The sequence below is a fragment of the Stenotrophomonas sp. PD6 genome (genome assembly GCF_049199305.1).
Classification (GTDB): domain Bacteria; phylum Pseudomonadota; class Gammaproteobacteria; order Xanthomonadales; family Xanthomonadaceae; genus Stenotrophomonas.
In genome coordinates this window covers 22819-28818 of sequence record NZ_JBLZQD010000025.1, presented here as the reverse complement: position 1 = coordinate 28818, position 6000 = coordinate 22819, and the positions used below count along the sequence as shown (strand labels likewise).

4 protein-coding genes are annotated in these 6000 nt (G+C 67.1%); 1 reads left to right on the top strand and 3 read right to left on the bottom strand.

The features are described from left to right. Nucleotides 1-113: 113 nt before the first annotated feature. The 3 genes from ACOZHM_RS20070 to ACOZHM_RS20060 all read right to left on the bottom strand — a co-directional run bounded on the left by ACOZHM_RS20070 (nucleotide 114) and on the right by ACOZHM_RS20060 (nucleotide 4914). Nucleotides 114-2498, bottom strand: a complete 2385-nt coding sequence (locus ACOZHM_RS20070) for a ribonucleoside-diphosphate reductase subunit alpha (protein WP_421571101.1) — start codon at nucleotides 2496-2498, stop codon at nucleotides 114-116. Nucleotides 2499-3142: 644 nt separating this feature from the next. Further along, complete coding sequence (gene zapE / locus ACOZHM_RS20065; protein WP_421571100.1) at nucleotides 3143-4243, bottom strand: cell division protein ZapE; 1101 nt, start codon at nucleotides 4241-4243, stop codon at nucleotides 3143-3145. After that, nucleotides 4240-4914, bottom strand: coding sequence for an alpha/beta hydrolase (locus ACOZHM_RS20060; RefSeq protein ID WP_421571098.1), 675 nt, complete (start codon nucleotides 4912-4914; stop codon nucleotides 4240-4242). Before ACOZHM_RS20060 ends, zapE begins: the two co-directional genes overlap by 4 nt. 55 nt (nucleotides 4915-4969) lie before the next feature. On the opposite strand from ACOZHM_RS20060, the gene ACOZHM_RS20055 reads away from it, so the two are divergent. Beyond that, entirely contained in the window at nucleotides 4970-5827 is an 858-nt protein-coding gene (locus ACOZHM_RS20055) for an EamA/RhaT family transporter (protein WP_421571096.1), read from the top strand. Nucleotides 5828-6000 lie beyond the last annotated feature (173 nt).

Below are 6000 nucleotides of genomic sequence, written 5' to 3'. Positions count from 1 at the left end.
ATGACTGACGCCCTGCGTACCCGCGCCGCGGCCCTTGCCTTCGGTATCGGGGGGGGGGGGGGGGGGGGCGGGGGGGGTGGGGGGGGGGGGGGGGGGGGGGCCCCCCACGCCTCTTACTGGCACGCCTCGCAGCTTTCCGGGTTTTCCAGCGAGCAGGCCACGGCTTCCACCGGGGTGTAGCTGCTGACGGTGGTCTTGGCGATCTTGGTGGCCGGACGCGAACGCAGGTAGTAGGTGGTCTTGATGCCCTGCTTCCAGGCGTACATGTACATGGACGACATGGCGCCGATGTTCGGGCTTTCCATGAACAGGTTGAGCGAGGCGGACTGGTCGATGAACGCGCCGCGCTCGGCGGCCATGTCGATCAGCGAACGCATCGGCAGTTCCCATGCGGTGCGGTACACGTGGCGCAGGGTTTCCGGAATCTGGGCGATGCCCTGGATGGAGCCTTCGGCCAGCTTGATGGCGTCGCGCATTTCCGGGGTCCAGTGGCCCAGCTTCTTCAGCTCGTTCACCAGGTAACGGTTGACCTGCAGGAAGTCGCCCGAGAGGGTTTCGCGCTTGAACAGGTTGGACACCTGCGGCTCGACGCACTCGTAGCAGCCAGCGATGGAGGCAATGGTTGCGGTCGGGGCGATCGCGATCATCAGCGAGTTGCGCAGGCCGTGTTCCTTGATGCGCTCACGCAGGGCGTCCCAACGTGCGCTGTCTTCCGGCACCACGTTCCAGGCGTCGAACTGCAGCTCGCCGCTGGCCGCGCGAGTGTCGGCGAAGGACGGGTGCTTGCCGCGTTCCTGGGCCAGTTCGACCGAGGTTTCCAGCGCGTGGAAGTAGATGGTCTCGGCGATCTTCTTGGACAGCGCGCGGGCTTCGGCACTGTCGAAGGCCAGGCGCTTGCGGAAGAACACGTCCTGCAGGCCCATGCAGCCCAGGCCAACCGGGCGCCAGCGCAGGTTGCCGCGGCGCGCCGATTCGATCGGGTAGAAGTTCAGGTCGATGACGCGGTCGAGCTGGCGGATGGCCAGGCGCACGGTGTCGGCCAGCTTGTCGTAGTCGAATTCGCCGTGGGCATCGAAATGGTTGCCCAGGTTGATCGAGCCCAGGTTGCACACCGCGGTCTCTTCGGCCGAGGTGATTTCCAGGATTTCGGTGCACAGGTTGGACAGGTGGATGACGTTGCCGGCGCGCAGGGTCTGGTTGCTGGCGCGGTTGCACTTGTCCTTGAAGGTCATCCAGCCGTTGCCGGTCTCGGCCAGGGTACGCATCATGCGCGAGTACAGCTTGCGCGCGGAGATGGTGCGGTTGGCCTTGCCCTGCGCTTCGGCCTGCAGGTAGGCCTGCTCGAAGTCCTCACCGAACAGGTCGGTGAATTCGGGCACGACGCGCGGGTCGAACAGCGACCATTCCTGGTCGGCCTCGACGCGCTTCATGAACAGGTCCGGGATCCAGTTGGCCAGGTTCAGGTTGTGCGCACGGCGCGATTCGTCACCGGTGTTGTCACGCAGTTCGAGGAAGTCCTCGATGTCGGCGTGCCAGGTTTCCAGGTACACGCAGGCCGCGCCCTTGCGCTTGCCACCCTGGTTCACGGCGGCCACGGACGAATCCATGGTCTTCAGCCACGGCACGATGCCGTTGGAATGGCCGTTGGTGGACTTGATGAGCGAGCCGCGCGAACGCACGCGGGTGTAGCTGACGCCGATGCCGCCGCTGAACTTGGACAGCTGGGCGATGTCGCCGTACTTGGAATAGATGGACTCCAGCGAATCCTGCGGCGAATCGAGCAGGAAGCACGAGGACAGCTGCTCGTGGGTGGTGCCGGAGTTGAACAGGGTCGGGCTGGACGGCAGGTAGTCCAGGCTGCCCATGCGCTTGTACAGGGCCAGGGTTTCCGGCACGTCTTCGCTCAGGGCGCTGGCGATGCGCAGGAAGAACTGCTGCGGGGTTTCGATCACCTTGCGGGTGTGCGGGTGGCGCAGCAGGTAGCGGTCGTACAGGGTACGCAGGCCGAAGTAATCGAAGTTCAGGTCCAGCCCGATGTCGATGGCATCGTTGAGCTTGCGCGCGTTGGTCTGCACGAAGCCCAGCAGGCGGTCGTTGATCAGGCCCACTTCGTGGCCACGGCCCACGGACTGCGAGAAGGCGTGGATTTCCTGGCCCGACACTTCCTTGGCGATGTAGTTGGCCAGCAGGCGCGCCGCAAGGCGGCCGTACTCGGGCTCTTCACCGATCAGCAGGGCGGCGGTGCGGATGGACAGCTCGTCCAGCTCCTGGGTGGTGGCGCCGTTGTACAGACCCGAGATGGTGCGGGTAGCCACGCGCATCGGATCAACCGAGTGCAGGCCTTCGGCCGAACGCTGCACCGCGCGCACGATCTTGTTCAGGTCCACCAGTTCGGTCGTGCCGTTGCGCTTGGTCACGCTCATGGCGGTCGCGGTCGGCGGCGAGGTCAACAGGAACTCGCTTTCCTGGTCGGTGGCTGCGCTGGTTTCGGTGCTCACGGCGTTTTCCTCTTGGCGTGATTTGGGGTGGTACGGGGTCGCCTGCTTGGCAGGCCGGGACCGGTGCGCTCAGGCATCAGGGTGGACTGTCGGTGTCGCAGGAGACGCGACCGGCGCAACGGCGCTGCGGACGATTCCCCTTGCTTCACCGGTCATCTCCCCCCGGAGACTGGCGCTACCAGCGCCGCACCCTGTACGGCATGCGGTTGTCGGTGGGCGTTTGGCCCGTTGGACCCTTCGACTTGTGGTCGAGGGGACCGACGGCCACAAGATAGTGGGGGTAAGGGGGTGCGTCAACGCCAAATCTGGTGAATAGGGGCAATCCCTTGCAGCGCAAGGATTCGACTTGGAGGGCGTCCGACGAACGGTTGTGACCTGTCGAAAGCGAGTGCGCAGTCAAGCAGGCGCGCCCTATTTTTCTGCGATGGAGGGGCACGAAAAACGGAACGATGGGCATCACGTGGGCGTAACGAATCTTGGGGTGGCGGGCATTGCGCGGACACGCATGGCGTGTCCCTACGCGTTGGGATGTCGGCCGCTGGCAGGCACCGCGCAGCCACCCATGGGGTGGCTCTACCGGGTCCTGCCGCCCGGACGCGCGACGCCACGCAGGGCGTACGCGTCGGATCCCAGCCGGCTACCGATCAGGCCCTGTGGGGGGTGCCCAGGTATTCGGCGCTCTGCATTTCTATCAGGCGCGAGGCGGTGCGCTCGAAGGCGCCCTGCAGGCGGGTGCCGGAGTAGAGCGCCACCGGCGCGTCGGTGGCGGTGCAGACCAGGTTGACGTGGCGGTCGTACAGTTCGTCGATGAGGTTCACGAAGCGGCGGGCGGCGTCTTCGTTGGTGCGGTCGAAGTGCGGCACGTCGCCCAGCAGCACGGTGTTGAACTCGTGCGCGATCTCGATGTAGTCCGACGGCCCGCGCGGGCCCTCGCACAGGGCCTTGAAGTCGAACCAGACGATGCTCTTGCCGCGCGCGCGTACCGGAATCTTGCGGGCCTCGATTTCGATGTTGCCCGGCTTGGCCGGCTGGCCGCCGCTCAGCGCGGCCCAGCGCTCGCCCAGCCAGGCATCGCTGCCGGCGTCGCGCGGGGCCTGGTAGACCGGCGAACGGGTCAGCGCGCGCATGCGGTAGTCCTCGGTGCCCTCGGCATACAGCTCCACGCAGTAGGTCTGCAGCAGGCTGATGGCGGGCAGGAAGCTGTCGCGCTGCAGGCCGTTCAGGTACAGGTTCTCCACGGCGGTGTTGGAGGTGGTGACCAGGGTGACGCCCTCGGCGAACAGGCGTTCGAGCAGGCGCGCCAGCAGCATGGCGTCGCCGATGTCGGTGACGAAGAACTCGTCCAGCACCAGCACGCGCAATTTGCTGCGCCATTCCTGGGCGATGCGGGCCAGCGGGTCGCTCTGGCCCTGGTGCTCGCGCAGGCGCTCGTGGATGCCGCGCATGAACCGGTGGAAGTGGGTGCGGTACTTCTGCTCCAGCGGCAGGCCGTCATAGAACAGGTCGACCAGGAAGGTCTTGCCGCGCCCCACCCCACCCCAGAAGTACAGGCCCTTGACCGGCTCGGGCTTTTTCCAGAAGGCGGAAAGGCGGTCCAGCCAGCCGTCCTGGGCGCTGTCGACCAGGGCGATGTGGATGCGGTCCAGCTCGGCCAGGGCGGCGTGCTGGGCCGGGTCGTTCTGCCATTCGCCCCGGGCCACGCCATCGGCGTAGCGCTGCGACGGGGCCATCGCGGTGTCGCTCATGCGGTCGCGCTGTCCGGGTTGGGCAGCCAATGCTTGACGCCGTGGGTGAGCGCGCCGCGCAGGTCGATCAGCTTGCGGTGGAAGAAGTGGCTGGTGTCGGGCATGCGCACCAGCTCGTGCGGTACGTCCAGGCTGTCCAGCCAGTTGTAGACCGCCTGCGGGTCGACGATTTCGTCTTCTTCGCCCTGGATGACCAGCCAGTTGGCCGGCGGCTGCACGCCGTCGAAGTCCCAGCGCCCGGCGGGCGGCGCGATGGAGACCAGCACCTGCGGCTGCAGCTCGGCGGCCGCACGCAGGGAAACGAAGGCGCCGAAGCTGAAGCCGGCCAGCCACAGGGTGGCGTCGGGGCGCTGTTCGCGCACCCAGGCCACCACGGCCTTGAGGTCGTCCTGCTCGCCGGTGCCGTGGTCGAAGCTGCCGGCCGAGGTGCCGACGCTGCGGAAGTTGAAGCGCACGGTGGTGACGCCCAGCTCGCGCAGGGTGGTGCCGACCATGGTCACCACCTTGTTGTGCATGCTGCCGCCCTCGGTGGACAGCGGGTGGCAGATGACCGCCACGACCGGCTGTGCCGGGACATCGGCCTTGGGCAGGTCAACCGCCACGTCCAGCGCGCCGACCGGGCCGGCCAGCTGCAGGGTGCCGCTTTCATTGGGGAATGGGGGATTGTGCATGGCGTCATAATACCGCTCCCCCGCGGGCTGCATCGCCGCGCCTGCCTGGAACCCCATGTTCTATCTGCTTTTCAGCGTGGTCTGCAGCGTGCTGGTGTCGGTGCTGTTGAAGCTGGCGGCCCGCCGGCGCCTGGATGTGGGGCAGATGGTGACCTGGAATTACCTGGTGGCCGCGACCCTTACCGCCGTGGTGCTGCGCCCGCCGTTGGAGGCGCTGGCGTCTTCCCATGCGCCCTGGCCGGCGCTGCTGTTGCTGGCGGTGGTGCTGCCGGCATTGTTCCTGGTGCTGGGCCGTACGGTGGCCGTGGCCGGGATCGTGCGTACGGATGTGGCGCAGCGGTTGTCGTTGTTGCTGTCGTTGTTGGCCGCGTTTTTGTTCTTTGGGCAGAGTGCCACGCCGTTGAAGCTGCTCGGGCTGGGGTTGGGGCTGGTGGCGATGGTGGGTATCAGCCTGCGCCCGCGCGGGCCGGCGGTGAGCGGCGACGGCGGCAGCTGGCGCTGGCTGCTGGCGGTGTGGGTGGGCTTTGCGCTGGTGGACGTGCTGCTGAAGCAGGTGGCGTTGTCGGGCACGCCTTCGATGGCGGCGCTGCTGGTGTGCTTCAGTATTGCCTTTGTGCTGATGCTGGCGGTGCAGGTGTGGCGGCATGTGAGCGGGCGTGGCCGGTTGGAGGTGCGCAACCTGGGCGCGGGCGCGCTGCTGGGCCTGCTCAATGGCGGCAACATCCTGTTTTATGTGCACGCCCATCAGGCGATGCCGGACAGCCCGGCCACGGTGTTCGCCGGGATGAATATCGGCGTGGTGGTGCTGGGGGCGCTGGTGGGGGTGTTCGCGTTCGGCGAGCCGACCACGCGGTGGAACCGCGCGGGGTTGGTGTTGGCGGTGGTGGCGATTGGCTTTATTGCTTGGGGGTGATACCGCGCAGACACGCATGGCGTGTCTCTACGCGCGGGCGGGTTCGTTGGTGTCCCGGCGCCGCGCGCAGCCACCCATGGGGTGGCTCTACGGCGGTTCGTGCCGCCGATCACCGCCGCGGAATGTCGATTCGTCCGGGCGTAGAGCCACCCCATGGGTGGCTGCGGTGCCGA

What these genes read in the sequence shown, in the direction of transcription:
- zapE (WP_421571100.1), bottom strand. Translation starts at nt 4,243, where the DNA reads ATGAGCGACACCGCGATGGCCCCGTCGCAGCGCTACGCCGATGGCGTG.
- ACOZHM_RS20060 (WP_421571098.1), bottom strand. Translation starts at nt 4,914, where the DNA reads ATGCACAATCCCCCATTCCCCAATGAAAGCGGCACCCTGCAGCTGGCC.
- ACOZHM_RS20055 (WP_421571096.1), top strand. Translation starts at nt 4,970, where the DNA reads ATGTTCTATCTGCTTTTCAGCGTGGTCTGCAGCGTGCTGGTGTCGGTG.